The following is a 16,590-nucleotide window of genomic DNA, read 5'->3' as shown; positions in this document are numbered from 1 at the left end:
AGTAATTTAGAAAAGTTTTCAAGAAAAATGTATAATGAATGAAAGTATAATTGAAAGTAGAAAGTATGATTAAATTTAAAAGAGTAACCAAATATAATACAGATAAAAAAGAAAAAGATCAACTGAAAAAGCTTTATTTAAAAGCATTTCCAGCAGAGAAAAGATTACCTTTTTTCTTTTTCATGACAAAAACTAAAGATGAAAATGTCGATTTTTTAAGTATTTATGATGATGATTCTTGGATTAGTATGATCTATCTGGTTAAGCATGATAAGTTGACTTTTATATCCTACTTTGCCATCGATGATTCCCTTAGGTCAAAAGGATATGGTGGTCAAGTTTTAGAAGAAATTAAGAAAAAATATTCTAATTATGCTATCTGTCTAACCTTTGAAAAAATAGATTCCTCTGCTACTAATAATGAGCAAAGAATTAAAAGAAAAGATTTTTATAAAAGAAATGGCTTCGATAAGTTTAATTTTTACATTAAGGAAGCAGGTATTATGTATGAATTCATATCCCATGAAAAAGTGTTAAATCCTCTCAATACCTTGCTTTGAAAGAATATTATTTTGGAAAAGTTATAAATTACTTCTTCAAAGATAAGTTTTATAAATAAAAAGAGATACAATTTAATGTGTTTCTTTTTTTATTTTCTGCATAATATTTTTACAATAAAATAATTTTAAATAGATATTATTTTACATTATCAATCTTTTGTTATATTACAACCTTGTAAAAAGGTAGTGTAAAATAAGTTGTGTAAACACAAAAAGGAATAAATCCGTTATAGTAGAGTTGCAAAACATTACTAGAAAGAGATTTATTCCTATGACTCAGTTTACCACAGAACTACTTAACTTCCTAGCCCAAAAGCAAGATATTGATGAATTTTTCCGTACTTCTCTTGAAACAGCTATGAATGATCTGCTTCAAGCAGAGTTATCAGCCTTTTTAGGGTATGAACCTTACGATAAATTAGGCTATAATTCTGGGAATAGTCGTAACGGAAGCTATGCACGGAAATTCGAAACCAAATATGGGACTGTTCAGTTGAGTATTCCTAGAGATCGTAATGGGAACTTTAGTCCAGCTTTGCTTCCCGCTTATGGACGTCGAGATGACCACTTGGAAGAGATGGTTATCAAACTCTATCAAACCGGTGTAACGACTCGAGAAATTAGTGATATCATCGAACGAATGTATGGTCATCACTATAGTCCTGCCACAATTTCTAATATCTCAAAAGCAACTCAGGAGAATGTCGCTACTTTTCATGAGCGAAGCTTAGAAGCCAATTACTCTGTTTTATTTCTTGACGGAACCTATCTTCCATTAAGACGTGGAACCGTTAGTAAAGAATGTATTCATATCGCACTTGGCATTACACCAGAAGGACAGAAGGCTGTTCTTGGATATGAAATCGCCCCAAATGAAAACAATGCTTCTTGGTCCACCCTGTTAGACAAGCTTCAAAACCAAGGAATCCAACAGGTTTCTCTTGTAGTGACCGATGGCTTCAAGGGGCTTGAAGAGATTATCAATCAGGCTTACCCATTAGCTAAACAACAACGTTGCTTAATTCATATTAGTCGAAATCTAGCTAGTAAAGTGAAACGAGCAGATAGAGCGGTTATTCTGGAGCAATTTAAAACGATTTATCGTGCTGAAAATTTAGAAATGGCAGTGCAAGCTTTAGAGAACTTTATCGCCGAATGGAAACCAAAGTATAGGAAAGTCATGGAAAGTTTGGAGAATACGGATAATCTTTTAACTTTTTATCAGTTTCCCTACCAGATTTGGCATAGCATTTATTCGACAAACCTCATTGAGTCTCTTAACAAAGAAATCAAACGTCAAACGAAAAAGAAGATTCATTTTTCCTAACGAGGAGGCTCTGGGACGTTATTTAGTTACCCTGTTTGAAGATTATAATTTCAAGCAAAATCAACGCATCCATAAAGGGTTTGGCCAATGTGCTGACACACTTGAAAGCTTATTTGATTAACATTCTTCAACTCTACTTGAGTGTTTACACATAATTATTGACAGTATCCTGAAAGGCGAGAAATAGTTTCTGATTGGTATTCATTACCTAATAAAAAAGATGATGATGGTCGAATCAAACTTTCAGCACAAGTAAAATCGCTTATATTTAGTGATCTTCAAGATAAAGCAAATATACTTTATGAACAACTAACAAAAGAATCTTTACGAAAACGAAGCAATATCACTTTGTATGAAGTTTGGCATGAATGGCACCAAACGAGAATTGAACAGAAGTTAGTAGCTCCTAAAACTTTTGCTGGGGAAGATGGTAGATATAGAAACCACATTTTACCTCATATTCCAAAAGAAACGATACTAAAAAATATTCCCACTAGTTTAATCAAAGAGATTATAGATCAACTTTACCCAATCGGAAACCACAAACGAATAGCTCAATCAATTAAATCAGACTTGTCTGCCATATTCAAGTATGCTATTGCACATGATTATATTACGCCTGACCAGAATCCCATGCCTTATATAACAATTGGTAAGAAAGGGCTTTCTGACGAATTAGAACGTTTAAAGAAATCAGATATAGAAGATCAATATCTTGAATCTTGGGAACTCAAAGAAGTATTATCCATTGTTCGTAAGTACAATGAGCAGTATGCACATATTTTTGAATTTCAAGCACTAACCGGGATGCGTATTGGTGAAGTACTTGGTTTAAAGGAGGAAGCTATTGATTTTAATAAAAATATAGCCTCAGTTATTAGAACTCGTGCTACTCATGGAGGAGCCTCAGAAGATAACTATGAAGGTAACGTTAAAAATGTACAAAGTTATCGAAACGTTCAATTATCAATGCGGGCTGTTGAAATTCTACAAGAAGAAATTGAATTAAATCATCATCATATAGAATTCAATCCAGACTATAAAGATAATGGATGGATTTTCACATCTAAGAACATCCATAAACCTGATTACAATGGAACTCCTCTTCATTACAGTGTCTTAAACAACTTCCTCAACTCTTCAGAAAATGGTAAACTAAACCGCAAGGGAAAGCCGAGACGAGCAGGCATCGATATTGACAATAAGCTTAGTTTCAAGAAACATATTACAACTCATATCTTCCGACACACGCATATCAGCTTTTTAGCTGAACAAGGAGTACCCTTGGAGGCTATTCAAGATCGTGTTGGACACACAAGGGGGAGTCGAGTAACACAAATCTATTTACACGTTACACAGAAGACTAAGAACACAATCACTCCAATGATTGATCAATTGACAAAATAAACATAATTCCGCTACTTCTATAATCAAAACGAACTGAAATTTAGAAATCGGGGGCAAAATGGAGGCAAAACATAAGAAAAAGGCTTGTCCATATTGGACAAACCCTTTATTTTCAAGCCTATATAATCTAATTAAGCTTTGTTAGCTGAACATAGTTGATTTATTCGCCATACTTCCCATTACACCGTAAAACGCTATATTTAAGATTTTAAACAACCATATTAATAGGAAGAGAACTTCATTATTCCTCTTAGTTCTATAAAAAGTGTGGATAATTTGAGGCAAAATATTAAATTGAATTTGCCACAAATCGTAAGACCTGGTTTGAACAACTTTTGTTTGACTAAATTTCAAAAGTCTTTAATATCAAGCATTTCTACGCTTTTCTGAAAGTGTTATTTCAATCAATTTCAACTAATTTTATCTGAATGGTCTGAATTTTACCCCAAAATTACAAAGAATTGAGCTGATAAATACTAAAAGTTCACACCATTAGTTAAATTATTTTTTGTTACGTACGTTTTTCTTAGATGATAGACCTCCTAATTTATTTCTTATAGCATTTGAACAAACCTCCGTTAGAGGTTCCTCTATTGCCTCCTTGTAATTAAATCCCAATAATTGCATAGTCTTTAAAGTATCCTTGTTAAGTAAAGCAACTAATTGTTTCATTGAATCTTCTTTCCCATCTTCAACAATAATAAATGAAGATAGTAGAGAAATAACCCGTTCTAAAGTATTGTGCAAATACTCAATATCTTTATCATCAATATGTACTTTTTCATATTCTTCTTTATATGCCTGAGCAATTCTGATTGCCTGTTCTCGTTCCGAAAGCAACTCATTTACAATTTCATCATAAGTGTTTCGTAATTTATCGGCATTACGTTCTTCCTTTAATGATTGAATTTTACTACTCACTAGTGTTGTGGTTCCTTTAAATGTTAGAGTTCCCAATGATTATCTCGGATTATGATTTAGAAATAAAGCAGTCCGGACTTCCCATATACATTTTCCCGTAATTAGGTTATTTCTTAAAAAATACGTAGCTATAAAAAAGACTTGATGAAATATAATCATCAAGTCTTTTTCAAAAATGAAAAGCTTATTACATATCGAAATATGTCGCATTATAATAATTTGCAACAGTTTTTGATAATTCAGAGAGTTTTAACAGCTACCATGTTTTATAGTAATTTACTCTCTTTAAGTAGCTCTTCGATAAACGTTCCCTTTATCTTCTTTTTTAGAACTACTTTAGCTAATTTAGGAATTCCTAAATTAGCCTCATCAATGGTTTTTTTATCTCCCATATAGTAGATGGCTTTAAGTAGTTCTCGAATATCATAAATGGATCCATAAACTTCAGGAACAGCACGTTCAACTTCAAGCAAAGTATATACAGATTCCATGGCTGTCCTAATTGAATATTCAGTAGTAAATACGGTGTCATTACTAGGTGACTCTGCGAAATTACCAATAAATGCTAAATTAACAGACCCTTTAGGAACAATATCTGGCCTATCCCCCGCAATTCGGGGCATAAAGTATGATGTAATAAATGGCATAAATACTGGAACGGTATTTACATTGTTTTGGTTAGACAATTGTTTGATTTTGGACTCAGGGACCCCAAGGTGATAAAGGAGTTCTTGCGTAATTTCTTCCCCAGAACTTTCTACGATAGTCTTATTAACAAAATTTCCTTTGGTATCTGAATATAGTCCATATATCCATACAGTTGTTTCATTTTCTTTTTGTTCTTTGAAATGTGGCTGCCTATGAACAGCAAAACTCATCAACCAGTTCGAATCGGTTATGGTAATTATCCCACCAGTATTAATTTTGTGATCATGCAAATCACGATTGGTGAGACGTTCAATGTAAGGTTCAATTTCTGGTGTTTTTATAGTGGCTGTCGCTGATACGAACCAACTTTTTTCAGGTAGGTTATCATAGAATACTTCTGGATGACCGAAATCATTAGATTGCTCTGCCAGATTCTTCCATAGTGACCAGCTACCACCCAACTCTTTTGATATAGGAGCGGGTTTATCATGGCTTCCGTATGTTGAACTTTCTGTAATAGAACCATTTGTAACGAATACAAGATCATCACGTGATAGGCTGACATCATCACCATCCTGGATCACGAGTTTTTTGGCAATTTTTTCGTCATTTTCGAAATCTACCACAACATTATTAACTTGTGTATTATAGATGAATTCGACATTGTATGACTCTAAATACTTTATAATTGGTAGAACCATAGACTCATACTGATTGTACCTATTGAACTTTAGGGCACTAAAATCAGGTAATCCATCAATATGATGAATAAATCGCATCGTGTATCGACGCATCTCAACTGCAGAGTGCCACTTTTCAAAAGCAAACATAGTTGCCCAGTACATCCAAAAGTTACTTTCAAAGAACTCATTTGAGAAAAATTCCTCAATAGTCGTCTTACCCAGTTTTGACTCAGGGGTTAAAACTAAATCTATTAATTCTTTAGATTTTTCGTCCAAAGTATACAGGCCATCCGTTGGGACGCGTTGTCCCCGGTTATAAATTAGGCGAGTATTAGATGAATTTGGATCATCTTTATCTAGCCAATAAAATTCATCTAAGTAAGAGGCATCTTTAATTTCTAAAGAAGGAATTGATCGATACATGTCCCACATAGTTTCAAAATGATTTTCCATTTCTCGACCACCACGTGTCACAAAACCGATGTTGGCACGCTTTTCTCCATCTAACGACCCACCCGGAGTAGGCAATTCCTCATATATATGAATTTTTTCCCCGGACATTTGTCCATCGCGCACCAAGAAAACAGCGGTCGCCAATCCGGCCAGCCCTCCTCCAATAATATACGCTGATTTTTGATCCACATTTTTGGGCTTTCTTGGACGTGCAAAAGCTTCATAATTTCCGTTACTGTAATACATAAATGGGCCTCCTTTGTATAGACACTAAATAAACATCCTTCTTAACTTGATTATAGGCTTTTCATTACTTCTTGTAAAGAAAAACCTTTCGAAACTATTAGACAAATCAACACATTTGTCTATTGTACTAAAGGCAAATAATTAGACACAAAATGAGTTATATTTTTGGTTCTGTTGCAAAGTTTTAAATCTACTATCAAATAAGGTAGAATAAATGAAGATTATTTACAAAACTGTTCAAAAAATAACAAGAATCATATCAGAAATATACTTGCAAATCTATACAATTGATTGCAAAACGATTAACAGAATTCATTCTATTTTTTTGTAAGCGAGATCATTTTCTTTGACTTATCATTTTTATTGACCTATAATATTCGCAAAGGTATATGCTATATATTAATCTTATGATTGTTAAGATTAATATAAAAAATACTTTAGCTAAAATATAACTCTTTAGATTATTTGATTTTCCAAATAATCTAACTTTCCACAATTTAGAAAGGGGAAGACATTATGCTTTGGGCTATTATCGTAGGAGGACTTATCGGTCTTATTGCAGGTGGAATCACTAAAAAGGGAGATTCCATGGGAATAATCGCTAATATCATTGCAGGTTTAGTCGGTTCATCTGTTGGACAATCACTTTTCGGTGCATGGGGACCTAGTCTAGCTGGAATGGCATTAATTCCATCAATCTTAGGAGCGGTTATTGTTGTTTCAGTAGTATCATTTTTCCTAGGAAAAAAAGATTGAACTTGAACCTTTCTTGACAGGAATAGATTAAAATTCAAATTCTATTGATGAAAGGATTCAATATGTCAAAAAACAAAAAAATATTTTACCTTATTTTATGTATTTTAATCTTGACAATTTTGATTCCTATTTTACTAGATTATCTTAAATTCAGTGGCTTAGGACTTCATTTAGTTGGTTGGAATAAAAATTCCTTTTTAGAATTTTATCTTTCAAGATATATTTTCTGGGGTGCTCTAGTACTTTCAGCTGTAGTGTTGTTTCTAATGCTTGTTACACTCTTTTATCCTAAACAATATTTAGAGATTCAGTTACCTGATGTCGATGGGAACCTAAAATTAAAAAATTCAGCTATTGAAGGATTTGTACGTTGTGTGGTTGCTAATCACAATTTTATAAAAGATCCTACTATTAAGGTAGACTGTCGTAAGAATAAATGTTTAGTTCACGTAGAAGGACAAATGCTTCCATCAGACAACATTATTAAACAAACTCAAATAATTAAAGATGAGATAGCTGATGGATTGAAACAGTTTTTTGGAATGAATCATCGTGTAAAACTGTATATTTCTGTAAAAGAATACAAGCCTAAACCACCACGTAAAAAAACTGTTAGTCGTGTAAAGTAAGGAAGTAAAAAAATGGAATGGTTTAAAAAATACCAATATCTATTTCTTTCCGGATTGGCGGGTGCTATCTTAGCGTGCCTCATCCTATCCTATGGTTTTTTTAAGACTTTATTTGTCTTGATTTGCGCCACTCTAGGAGTTGGAATTGGATATTATATTCAACAAAAACAATTATTTAAATAGTAAAGGTGATTTATATGTCAAATGTAGAACAAAAAGTAAAAGAAGTAAAAGAAGTAAAAGGCGAATTGACCTATGAAGATAAAGTCATTCAAAAAATTATTGGTCTTTCTTTAGAAAATGTTCCAGGTTTACTGGATATTGATGGCGGCTTTTTCTCAAAACTAACTGGAAAACTTATCAATACTGATAACGTTGCAAGCGGAATCAATGTTGAAGTTGGTAAAAAGCAAGTTGCTGTGGATTTGAAAGCAGTTGTCGAATATCAAAAGAATATTCCTGAATTATACAAGAAAATCAAAGAGGTTGTTGTTTCAGAAATTTCTAATATGACTAATTTGGAAGTGGTTGAAGTTAATGTAGATGTTGTTGATATCAAGACTAAAGAGCAACATGAAGCAGACTCAGTAAGCCTGCAAGATCGAGCAACTGGAGTTGTTGAATCAACAAGTGAATTTACTTCCGATAAGTTTGAAAGCGCAAAAGAGGGATTGAGTGATGGCTTCTCAGCTGCAAAGGAAAAAGTTAAAGGAGTTGCCGAAGATACCAAAGAGACTGCTAAAGCAGAACCAAGAGTTCACTAAATTCTTTTATGCCTAAAAAAGTTTAAAAACGTTCATTTTCAATAATCTAATTTTCCAATGGAGGGTAACACTATGTCAGTAGAAGAAAAACTTAATCAAGCTAAAGGTGCTATTAAAGAAGGTGTCGGAAAAGTAACTGATGATAAAAAGACCGAAAAAGAAGGAGCTGCTGAAAAAGGAGTTTCAAAAGTTAAAGAAGTTGCCAAAGATGCCAAAGATGCTGTTGAAGGAACAATTGAAGGCGTTAAAAATATGGTTAAAAAGGACGATAAATAGTTCTAAAATCGGTTGATTTTTTACTTAAAACATGGGATTACTTTACAAGAAATTTAAGGTTGTTGTATTCCTAACTACTCACTTTTAAAACAACACCAAGAACTATGACAAATCCTTAACATTACAATATTACTCAGGTGAAAAATCAGCTTTCTTTAGATTACTTTGAGATCCTTTCTAACCTCATATGTATATTCCTTCTGATAGCAATAGCGCTCTAAAATCTGTAGTTTTGTTTAAACTATAGAAGCTAGAGTGCTTTTTATATTATTTTTAAAAAAATAAAAGTACAGACTTTACTGTACCTCAGAATGAGGTTATGTAAGCATTCAATACAAATCAATACATAAGAAAAGCGCTAATTTCAAGCGTTTTTTCTTTTTGCTAAATGCAGTATATTGCTATATTTCAGTTCAAACTCTACCTTTTTATCGTAAAATCGGTTCTGTTGCAAAGTTTTCCAAAAAATCTATTTTAGTGTAAAATTGAGAAAAAAGACAGAGAGGACAGAGTAATGAATCATTTTAAAGGCAAACAATTCAAAAAAGACGTCATTATTGTCGCTGTTGGTTACTACCTGCGTTACAATCTAAGCTATCGTGAAGTTCAGGAATTGTTATATGATCGTGGAATAAATGTTTGTCATACTACGATTTATCGTTGGGTGCAAGAGTACAGCAAAGTCCTCTATTATCTTTGGAAGAAGAAAAATAGACAATCCTTCTATTCATGGAAAATGGACGAAACCTATATCAAAATTAAGGGACGTTGGCATTATCTTTATCGTGCAATTGATGCGGACGGCTTAACCTTAGATATCTGGTTACGAAAGAAACGGGATACTCAAGCAGCCTATGCTTTCTTAAAACGACTTCATAAACAGTTTGGACAGCCTAGAGTCATCGTGACAGACAAAGCACCTTCTCTTGGCTCCGCCTTTAGAAAGTTACAGAGTGTGGGTTTATATACTAAGACAGAGCACCGAACTGTGAAGTATCTTAACAATTTAATAGAACAAGACCATCGACCTATTAAACGACGGAATAAATTTTATCAAAGTCTCCGTACAGCCTCTTCCACGATTAAGGGCATGGAGACCATTCGAGGAATATATAAAAAGAACCGAAGAAATGGAACGCTCTTCGGCTTTTCGGTGTCTACTGAAATCAAGGTATTAATGGGAATACCAGCCTAAGATATTCTGAGTTCAGAGAGGGCTCGTTTGATTTTCAAACTTCGCAACAGAACCATTTTTAAAGAGATGAAATTTATAATTTGAAGATCTTATTTTATTTCTCTGGAGCTTTTTATTATCTAAGGAAATCAAAGTATTAATGGGAACACCTACTTAATAAGGTTAGACTGTCATTTTAATATTTAAATGGCGCATAGTTTGCTTCATAACTAGCGTTCAAAAAAACTAAAAATGTATCATAAAAAGAAGGCACGCTTATAAACATGCCTTCTTTTATTTGTTGTGTTATTTAACTTTCATCAATCGTAATCCGTTTAATGTTACTAAAAGCGTTGCTCCCATATCTGCTACAATAGCAATCCATAGTGTTAGCCAACCTGGTATGACTAGTAGTAGAGCTAATAGTTTTATACCTAATGAGAAGGTGATATTTTGCTTAATTACTTTTAGAGTTTGACGGCTAAGTCTAACAATGAATGGTAATTTTTGTAAATCGTCGCCCATTAGAGCAACATCAGCAGTTTCGAGAGCCGTATCTGTTCCTGCACCGCCCATTGCAATACCAACCGTCGATGCAGCTAATGCTGGTGCATCATTAATGCCGTCGCCCACCATTGCTACTTTATTATAAGTTGTCCGCAACGCTTTAATCGAATCTAATTTTTCTTGAGGCATTAGATCTCCTTTTATTTCAGTCACACCTAATTGCTTACCAATAGATTCAGCGGTTTTAGTATTATCACCAGTAAGCATAATAGTGTGTTCAATTGACAACTTGTGGAGTTCAGAAATAACGGCAGCACTTGAATCTCTTACTTCATCCGCGACAGCAATTACTCCTAAAATTTGTTCGTCAGTACCGAAATACATGGCGGTTTTCCCTTGTTCTTGAAATTGTCTGTATTGTACTTTGACCGCTGTTTCTTCGATTACTGATGCAGAAAACAGTTTAGGGCTTCCAATATAGTAACGTATGTTTTGATGTATACCTGTAAGTCCTTTACCTGTGATAGATTGGAAATCCTCTATTTGTATTGACTTGTAATCCACATTAGTTTTATCCGCTTCGTTTAAAATAGCAGAAGCTAATGGGTGTTGAGAAAGAGATTCCAACGATGAAATAATCGATAGATAATTTATATCAGTTTCAGAACTGGTTGCAATGAAATCCGTTACGACAGGCTTTCCTTTTGTTAAGGTTCCAGTCTTATCGAAAGCAATTGCTCTCAAATGACCAATTTCTTCCAGATAGACTCCGCCTTTTACTAAAACACCATTTTTTGCTGCATTACCAATAGCCGAAACAATTGAAACAGGTGTTGAGATCACTAATGAACAAGGACATCCGACAACTAAAATGGATAACCCTTGGTAAAGCCATTTATTCCAGTCACCACCAAAGAATAGCGGAGGAACAACCACTATCAAAAGGGCCATAATAATTATGAATGGCGTATAGTATTTTGCAAATTTATCTACAAAGGCTTGTGCAGGAGCTCGTTCTCCTTGCGCTTCTTCAACTAAGTGAATGATTTTGGCAATCGTTGTATCCGTTACTTTTTTTGTTACTTTGACTTCAAGAACACCTTCTTCATTTAGTGTTCCTGCAAACACTTCATCATCTAACTGTTTTTCAACAGGAACCGATTCTCCTGTTATTGCTGCTTGATTTACTGAAGAATGACCGTTGATAACAAGCCCATCCATGGCTATTTTTTGTCCGGGTTTAATGATCATAATATCGTCGATATCGATTTTATCGACACTGACTAATTGCTCTACATTGTTTCTCCTGATAAGAGCTTCTTTGGGAGCTATATCCATAAGAGAACGAATCGACTGTCTTGCTTTATCCATTGAAAATCGTTCCAAAGCTTCGCTAATAGCAAATAGTATTACTACAATAGAACCTTCGGCCCATTCTCCAATAAATGCGGCCCCAATAATTGCAATAGTCATTAAAGATTCCATGGAGAAGTCCAATTTGATCAAATCAGAGAACCCTTCTTTAAATAAATCAAATCCACCAATTATTATTGCCAATATATAAAGAGCTTTCGTTAATAAATGATCTTCGCCCAATGATAGTTGGGAAATCACAGCAACAAGTATAAAACCAAGAGAGATGATTAAAGCGATATTCCGTTTAATAAAAGACTCTTTTGATCTAACTTGTTCATCATTTTCTTGATCATCACGAATGATAAGATTTTCGAAGGCTCCCGCTTCTTCGAGTTCTTCAATTGTTGTTTGGCCTTCTACTGAAATCTTACTTGCACCAAAGTTTACTGTTGCACTCGTAACTCCTGGCAACTGCTTTACATTTTTTTCAAATTTACCTGCACAATTTGTACAGCTTAATCCTTCTATTCGATAGGTTTTTTCGGTCATTTTCTCACTCATGCTAGCACCTCTTCTTTAAAATTTACGCCAAGCTCCATAAGATTTAAGATTTTGATATTTTTAATAAAATAGTAGACTAACTTACCATCCTTGTGACTATCAACTACTCCCAATTTTTTTAAGGAGTTCAGATGGTGTGAAGTTGTTGCGACCGAAGCATCAATGATATTAGCAATATCACAAACACATAGCTCATCTTCATGAACTAAAGCATGTACAATTTTAAGTCGATTTTCATCTGACAATATTTTAAAGAAACCACTTACTGACGGAGTATCAAAGTTTGCTAGTTTAGATTTAGCACGATTAACTTTGTCTTCATGAATACAAGTTATTTCACAAATTTCATTATTCATACGATCATTCCTTTACATTCAAATGTTTGTTTGAATGTATTGTATCAGAACATCCATCTATATTCAAGTGAATGTTTGAATGTTCATAAAATGGTCATTTTCTGATCACATAATTGGTGTGATAAAATCAGACCAAACAAAAAAACAGATTTACATTTTAAAACAATCTGTTTTTTTGTTTCAACTTTAATCTTCATTTCTCATGATATAGTAGTAAGTTCCGACTCCACATACAATTGCAACAATAGGTCCGCCAATTATTATAACCGGTTCTGTTGCAAAGTTTTAAATCTACTATCAGATAAGGTAGAATAATAGAAAAAGATAGCAGGAGGAATGACGATGAATCATTTTAAAGGAAAGCAATTTCAGCAGGATGTGATTATTGTAGCCGTGGGCTACTATCTTCGTTATAACCTTAGCTATCGTGAAGTTCAAGAAATCTTATATGATCGTGGCATTAACGTTTCTCATACGACGATTTATCGTTGGGTGCAAGAATATGGCAAACGACTCTATCAAATTTGGAAAAAGAAAAATAAAAAATCCTTTTATTCATGGAAAATGGATGAAACGTACATCAAAATTAAAGGAAAATGGCATTATTTGTATCGAGCCATCGATGCAGATGGTTTAACCTTGGATATTTGGTTACGTAAAAAACGGGACACACAAGCAGCCTATGCTTTTCTTAAGCGGTTAGTGAAGCAGTTTGATGAACCGAAGGTTGTAGTCACAGATAAAGCCCCCTCTATTACAAGTGCCTTTAAGAAACTAAAAGAATACGGCTTTTATCAAGGGACAGAACATCGTACCATTAAATACCTGAATAATTTGATTGAACAAGACCATCGTCCAGTAAAGAGACGCAATAAATTCTATCGAAGTTTACGCACTGCCTCTACCACGATTAAAGGTATGGAAGCCATCCGAGGATTATATAAGAAAACCCGAAAAGAAGGCACTCTCTTCGGGTTTTCGGTCTGTACTGAAATCAAGGTATTATTGGGAATCCCAGCTTAAATCATAGATACCGTAAGGGATTTTATTCTTTATTTAAAACTTTGCAACAGAACCGGTTTATTAAACGAATACAGGAACTTGGTTTTTCTTTAAGCGAGATTTATAAATTACTTGGTGTTGTAGATAAAGATGAAGTTCGTTGTCAAGATATGTTCGAATTTATTTCTAAAAAACAAAAGGAAGCGCAAAAACAAATAGAGGATTTAAAACGAATTGAAATGATATACATCTTTCCGAAAAAGTTTGCTTTTTCTCAAAGCATGGCTATAAATAATTGTTAGTCCATTCTTAAGGTCGATAACACTTTTCAATACCGACCCTAATACTGACCCTAATACTGACCTTGATACTGACCTTGATACCGACCCTAATACTGCCCCTAATACCGACCTCAATACTGAACAAAAAAAGCCACCTGATTTCAGTGGCCCAATTAATATATTTAAAATCTTTATAAAGGAGGATTCCTCAGATGTATCTGGTTGAGCGAATATCAAGCTTTCTGATTGGCTCGTGGTATATAACGAGTTGGTCATTGAGTTTCAACCTAGTTTGATACATTTGATTGGAGCATAATTTAATTTCATATTCTCAAAAGATGAGAAAAATTTATATTATCCCAAAAATTTCGTAATACTATCTGCAACATTTTGAATTTGTTCAGGAATGTTTTCGGTTATACCTCCTGCAACATTTTGAATCTGTTCGGGAATGTTTTCGGTTATACCTCCTGCAACATTTTGAATCTGTTCGGGAATGTTTTCGGTTATACCTCCTGCAACATTTTGAATTTGTTCAGGAATATTTTCGGTTATACCTCCTGCAACATTTTGAATTTGTTCAGGAATGTTTTCGGTTATACCTCCTGCAACATTTTGAATTTGTTCAGGAATGTTTTCGGTTATACCTCCTGCAACATTTTGAATTTGTTCAGGAATATTTTCGGTTATATTCCCCAAAATTTCTTGTGCTTGTTCAGTTAAGTTTTGAAATATATTTTTAAACATTTATAGCTCTCCTTCTATATCTTTTTTATTTGGCAATAATAATCTCAATGAATTTAGCAGAACAACCAGCGTACTTCCCTCATGCAATGTTATGCTTAGTACCACCGAGGTATTTTTCCATAGACTAATATACACTAAAAATAGAACAACTAATAAAGCAAATATTATATTTTGAGTTACAATATTTTTTAATCTTTTAGAAGTTTTATGTGCACTCACAAAATTACCAAGGTCATTATTCATTAATACTACATCTGCAGTTTCTATAGCTACATCCGTGCCATCTCCCATCGCAATACCTACATCTGCTACAGCAAGTGCTGGTGCATCATTCACACCATCTCCGATCATCGCGGTTGGACCATATTTTTCTTTATTTTCATTTATTATTTTTGCCTTTTCATCAGGCATTACATTTGCCTGCACATCTCTTACGCCTAACTGTTTCCCAATTGCCTTTCCCGTTAATACTGCATCACCAGTTATCATAATAGTCTTTATTTGATTCTTATTTAAATATTGAATTGCCGAAATTGCAGTCTTTTGAGGAGTATCTTGAATTGCTATTAAGCCTTCGACTTTATCGTTAACAGCAATAAATACCACCGTTTTTCCTTCATTTTCAAAGTTTTCCTGTTTTTCAATCCATTCTTGACTTACGATTTTAAAAGCACTTGGTTTAGCAATTCGATAGCTTTCTCCTTGGTAGGTTGCGCTCAACCCTGTCCCAAGTTCATTTTCTACTTTGATATCGTAGTCAACTTTTTGAATTTCAAATTTATTAACTATAGCATTTGCTAATGGGTGATTACTTTGCTTTTCCATTGCTACTAATGTATTTCTAAAGGATTCACCATCAAGTTCGGGATTAAAATAGAAATCTACTACTTTTGGTTTTCCTTCTGTCAATGTTCCTGTTTTATCAAAAGCGACAGCTTTTAAATTAATTAAATTTGAAAGAAAATTACCACCTTTAAATAGTATTCCTTGTTTTGCTAAAGATGATATTCCAGCTAATGTTGCAGGAATTGCAGCAACAGCTAATGCACATGGTGAAGCAGAGACTAGAAAGACTAAACTTCTTGAAATTGTTTCCGTTAATGTCCAGCCTAAAAACATTGGAGAAAATATAATTAAAGCTAAAAATATTACTAATACTCCGTTGACATAGTGTGGTTCAAAACGTTTTATGAAATCGGCAGTTGGTGAAAGGTTATTTTGTGACTCTTCAACCATAGTTAATATTTTAGAAAATACTGTATCCTTGCTATCCTTGGATACTCTCATAGTGAATGTACCTGTACCATTAATGGTTGAACCAAAAACAATATCACCAACATTTTTTTCTCGAGGAATACTTTCACCATTTATGGTTGACTCATCAATGCTTGTTGAACCATTAAGTATGATACCATCAGTTGGAACTTGCGCTCCATTCAAAACTTGAAGTCTATCACCTATTTTTAATTTATCAATCGAAACTACTTCTATATTTCCCTCATTATTAATTAAACGAGCTTCCGTAGGATTTAGTTCTATTAGTTTAGTAATTTCCCGTTTACTTTTTCCCTCAACATATTCTTCAAGAAAGTGTGCCCCTGCGAATATAAAGATTAGTAGAGCAGCTTCAACGGCTTCTCCTAAGAAAATTGCACCTATTGCGGCAAGTGTCATTAAAATATGCGTATTAGGAGTAAATCTTTTCTTTTTGACTGTCTCTTTTATGGTATCATCTATCCCTTCAAGCATTACATGATATCCCGATAAAATAGTTGCTATTATGCTAATTAAAACTCTGACTGTACTTGATATTGGGAGTAATAATCCGATGATAAAAATTATTATTCCGATAAAATATAAGCGTAATGCTCTCTTTTCTTTTAAAGCTGTAATTAAGCTTTTCATATTAGATACCTCTTCTAAATGATATAAATAT

Annotated in this window: 15 protein-coding genes and 2 pseudogenes; 11 read left to right on the top strand and 6 right to left on the bottom strand. The window is 33.7% G+C overall.

Annotation, left to right across the window (positions count from 1 at the left end):
* Nucleotides 1-65: 65 nt before the first annotated feature.
* The 3 genes and pseudogenes from SMA_RS01805 to SMA_RS10635 all read left to right on the top strand — a co-directional run bounded on the left by SMA_RS01805 (nucleotide 66) and on the right by SMA_RS10635 (nucleotide 3,294).
* Nucleotides 66-560: a GNAT family N-acetyltransferase gene (locus tag SMA_RS01805; RefSeq protein ID WP_014293948.1), complete on the top strand. Its 495-nt coding sequence runs from the start codon at nucleotides 66-68 to the stop codon at nucleotides 558-560.
* A gap of 271 nt (nucleotides 561-831) precedes the next feature.
* Nucleotides 832-2,008 (top strand): annotated as a pseudogene (locus SMA_RS01800) (IS256-like element IS1191 family transposase).
* 227 nt (nucleotides 2,009-2,235) lie between these two features.
* A complete protein-coding gene (locus SMA_RS10635; protein WP_014293946.1) occupies nucleotides 2,236-3,294 on the top strand; it encodes a tyrosine-type recombinase/integrase in 1,059 nt (352 codons plus the stop codon).
* Nucleotides 3,295-3,795: 501 nt separating this feature from the next.
* On the opposite strand, the gene SMA_RS01790 is transcribed toward SMA_RS10635, so the two are convergent.
* Together SMA_RS01790 and SMA_RS01785 are read right to left on the bottom strand one after the other, a co-directional pair.
* Complete coding sequence (locus SMA_RS01790) at nucleotides 3,796-4,251, bottom strand: hypothetical protein (protein WP_014293945.1); 456 nt, start codon at nucleotides 4,249-4,251, stop codon at nucleotides 3,796-3,798.
* A gap of 230 nt (nucleotides 4,252-4,481) precedes the next feature.
* The gene (locus SMA_RS01785) at nucleotides 4,482-6,245 is read right to left on the bottom strand and encodes an oleate hydratase (protein WP_014293944.1); all 1,764 of its coding nucleotides are present in this window, start codon (nucleotides 6,243-6,245) and stop codon (nucleotides 4,482-4,484) included.
* A gap of 516 nt (nucleotides 6,246-6,761) precedes the next feature.
* Between SMA_RS01785 and SMA_RS01780 the strand changes: the two genes are divergently transcribed.
* From SMA_RS01780 to SMA_RS01755, 6 genes are all read left to right on the top strand, one after another.
* Nucleotides 6,762-7,001: a GlsB/YeaQ/YmgE family stress response membrane protein gene (locus SMA_RS01780; RefSeq protein ID WP_014293943.1), complete on the top strand. Its 240-nt coding sequence runs from the start codon at nucleotides 6,762-6,764 to the stop codon at nucleotides 6,999-7,001.
* A gap of 62 nt (nucleotides 7,002-7,063) precedes the next feature.
* The gene (amaP, locus tag SMA_RS01775) at nucleotides 7,064-7,630 is read left to right on the top strand and encodes an alkaline shock response membrane anchor protein AmaP (RefSeq protein ID WP_014293942.1); all 567 of its coding nucleotides are present in this window, start codon (nucleotides 7,064-7,066) and stop codon (nucleotides 7,628-7,630) included.
* 12 nt (nucleotides 7,631-7,642) lie between these two features.
* Nucleotides 7,643-7,813: a DUF2273 domain-containing protein gene (locus SMA_RS10765; protein ID WP_014293941.1), complete on the top strand. Its 171-nt coding sequence runs from the start codon at nucleotides 7,643-7,645 to the stop codon at nucleotides 7,811-7,813.
* A gap of 14 nt (nucleotides 7,814-7,827) precedes the next feature.
* Nucleotides 7,828-8,394 (top strand): Asp23/Gls24 family envelope stress response protein, encoded by a 567-nt coding sequence (locus tag SMA_RS01765; protein WP_014293940.1) that lies wholly within the window; start codon nucleotides 7,828-7,830, stop codon nucleotides 8,392-8,394.
* Nucleotides 8,395-8,466: 72 nt separating this feature from the next.
* Nucleotides 8,467-8,670, top strand: a complete 204-nt coding sequence (locus SMA_RS01760; protein WP_014293939.1) for a CsbD family protein — start codon at nucleotides 8,467-8,469, stop codon at nucleotides 8,668-8,670.
* Nucleotides 8,671-9,184: 514 nt separating this feature from the next.
* Nucleotides 9,185-9,865 carry an IS6 family transposase gene (locus SMA_RS01755; RefSeq protein WP_014293935.1) on the top strand — a complete coding sequence of 227 codons (681 nt, stop codon included), beginning with the start codon at nucleotides 9,185-9,187 and terminating at the stop codon, nucleotides 9,863-9,865.
* 285 nt (nucleotides 9,866-10,150) lie between these two features.
* On the opposite strand, the gene SMA_RS01750 is transcribed toward SMA_RS01755, so the two are convergent.
* A complete protein-coding gene (locus tag SMA_RS01750; protein WP_001291323.1) occupies nucleotides 10,151-12,268 on the bottom strand; it encodes a heavy metal translocating P-type ATPase in 2,118 nt (705 codons plus the stop codon).
* A complete protein-coding gene (locus tag SMA_RS01745; protein ID WP_003726380.1) occupies nucleotides 12,265-12,624 on the bottom strand; it encodes an ArsR/SmtB family transcription factor in 360 nt (119 codons plus the stop codon). The genes SMA_RS01750 and SMA_RS01745 overlap by 4 nt, the downstream gene beginning before the upstream one ends.
* Nucleotides 12,625-12,966: 342 nt before the next feature.
* On the opposite strand from SMA_RS01745, the gene SMA_RS01740 reads away from it, so the two are divergent.
* On the top strand, nucleotides 12,967-13,647 hold the full coding sequence (locus SMA_RS01740; RefSeq protein ID WP_014293938.1) for an IS6-like element IS1216 family transposase: 681 nt from the start codon (nucleotides 12,967-12,969) through the stop codon (nucleotides 13,645-13,647).
* Nucleotides 13,648-13,700: 53 nt separating this feature from the next.
* Nucleotides 13,701-13,865: pseudogene (locus SMA_RS01735) on the top strand (MerR family DNA-binding protein); the annotation flags it as partial.
* A gap of 396 nt (nucleotides 13,866-14,261) precedes the next feature.
* Here the strand turns inward: SMA_RS01735 and SMA_RS01730 are convergent.
* Together SMA_RS01730 and SMA_RS01725 are read right to left on the bottom strand one after the other, a co-directional pair.
* Nucleotides 14,262-14,654 carry a hypothetical protein gene (locus tag SMA_RS01730; protein ID WP_014293937.1) on the bottom strand — a complete coding sequence of 131 codons (393 nt, stop codon included), beginning with the start codon at nucleotides 14,652-14,654 and terminating at the stop codon, nucleotides 14,262-14,264.
* A complete protein-coding gene (locus tag SMA_RS01725; RefSeq protein WP_003134160.1) occupies nucleotides 14,655-16,559 on the bottom strand; it encodes a heavy metal translocating P-type ATPase in 1,905 nt (634 codons plus the stop codon).
* Nucleotides 16,560-16,590 lie beyond the last annotated feature (31 nt).

This window comes from Streptococcus macedonicus ACA-DC 198, assembly GCA_000283635.1.
Taxonomy (GTDB): domain Bacteria; phylum Bacillota; class Bacilli; order Lactobacillales; family Streptococcaceae; genus Streptococcus; species Streptococcus macedonicus.
This window is presented reverse-complemented; position numbering and strand designations above follow the sequence as displayed.

Bases quoted from the DNA above. Each gene is read 5' to 3' on its own strand.
- SMA_RS01785 (WP_014293944.1), bottom strand. From the start codon at position 6,245: ATGTATTACAGTAACGGAAATTATGAAGCTTTTGCACGTCCAAGAAAG.
- SMA_RS01750 (WP_001291323.1), bottom strand. From the start codon at position 12,268: ATGAGTGAGAAAATGACCGAAAAAACCTATCGAATAGAAGGATTAAGC.
- SMA_RS01755 (WP_014293935.1), top strand. From the start codon at position 9,185: ATGAATCATTTTAAAGGCAAACAATTCAAAAAAGACGTCATTATTGTC.
- SMA_RS01805 (WP_014293948.1), top strand. From the start codon at position 66: ATGATTAAATTTAAAAGAGTAACCAAATATAATACAGATAAAAAAGAA.
- SMA_RS01740 (WP_014293938.1), top strand. From the start codon at position 12,967: ATGAATCATTTTAAAGGAAAGCAATTTCAGCAGGATGTGATTATTGTA.
- SMA_RS01730 (WP_014293937.1), bottom strand. From the start codon at position 14,654: ATGTTTAAAAATATATTTCAAAACTTAACTGAACAAGCACAAGAAATT.
- SMA_RS01725 (WP_003134160.1), bottom strand. From the start codon at position 16,559: ATGAAAAGCTTAATTACAGCTTTAAAAGAAAAGAGAGCATTACGCTTA.
- SMA_RS10765 (WP_014293941.1), top strand. From the start codon at position 7,643: ATGGAATGGTTTAAAAAATACCAATATCTATTTCTTTCCGGATTGGCG.
- SMA_RS01765 (WP_014293940.1), top strand. From the start codon at position 7,828: ATGTCAAATGTAGAACAAAAAGTAAAAGAAGTAAAAGAAGTAAAAGGC.
- amaP (WP_014293942.1), top strand. From the start codon at position 7,064: ATGTCAAAAAACAAAAAAATATTTTACCTTATTTTATGTATTTTAATC.
- SMA_RS01780 (WP_014293943.1), top strand. From the start codon at position 6,762: ATGCTTTGGGCTATTATCGTAGGAGGACTTATCGGTCTTATTGCAGGT.
- SMA_RS01760 (WP_014293939.1), top strand. From the start codon at position 8,467: ATGTCAGTAGAAGAAAAACTTAATCAAGCTAAAGGTGCTATTAAAGAA.
- SMA_RS01745 (WP_003726380.1), bottom strand. From the start codon at position 12,624: ATGAATAATGAAATTTGTGAAATAACTTGTATTCATGAAGACAAAGTT.